This is a genomic window from Cupriavidus sp. R6-3 (genome assembly GCF_059772245.1).
The window spans coordinates 1-613 of the sequence record NZ_JCBAJO010000458.1 but is presented as its reverse complement, the minus strand read 5'-3'; the positions used below and the strand labels follow the sequence as shown (position 1 = coordinate 613).

Sequence of the window (613 nt, the reverse complement as noted above, 5' to 3'; positions counted from 1 at the left end):
GGTCAACTGCGCACGCAGTTCGCTACGACGGTCCAGCACACCCAGCTCAATCTCGGTCACCTGATCCACCAGCAGGACAACTACCGCGGCAGCTTCCGCGGCGAAGGCTTCGAACTGCGCACCGACGGCTACGGCGCGATTCGCGGCAAGGCCGGCGTGCTGATCAGCACCTATCGCGATGCGCAGAGCCAGCGGCCGGTGCCGACCGGCGACAACGCCGCCGGCATCGCGCTGATCCGCCAGGCGAAGTCGCTGACGCAGACGCTGGGCGAGGGCGCGGTCAAGCACCAGACCGCTGCACTGCTGACCGCCAAGGACGACGAGGCCCCACTGGCCAAGCTGGAAACCGCGGCGTCCGGCATGGTCGACGGCAAGGACCTGGACGCCGCGATGCAGGATGCCGCCAGCGGCAACCAGCAGACGCAAGGCAAGGTACCGCATCCGAGTGAAGCAATCGTCCAACTGGCCGGCCGTGCGGGCCTTGCCATGGTCGCCGGGCAGGAACTGCAGCTGGTCAACGGCAAATCGCTGGGCCTGGTGTCGGGCCAGGATACCAACCTGGCGATCGGCAAGCAGGGGCGCTTGCACAGTGGACAGGCCATCGGCATCGCCG

At 67.9% G+C, this 613-nt stretch carries 1 protein-coding gene; it reads left to right on the top strand.

What is annotated here, in order from left to right:
* On the top strand, positions 1 to 613 hold a 613-nt coding region (locus tag AC6EI8_RS26635; protein ID WP_498383414.1), incomplete at both ends, for a type VI secretion system Vgr family protein.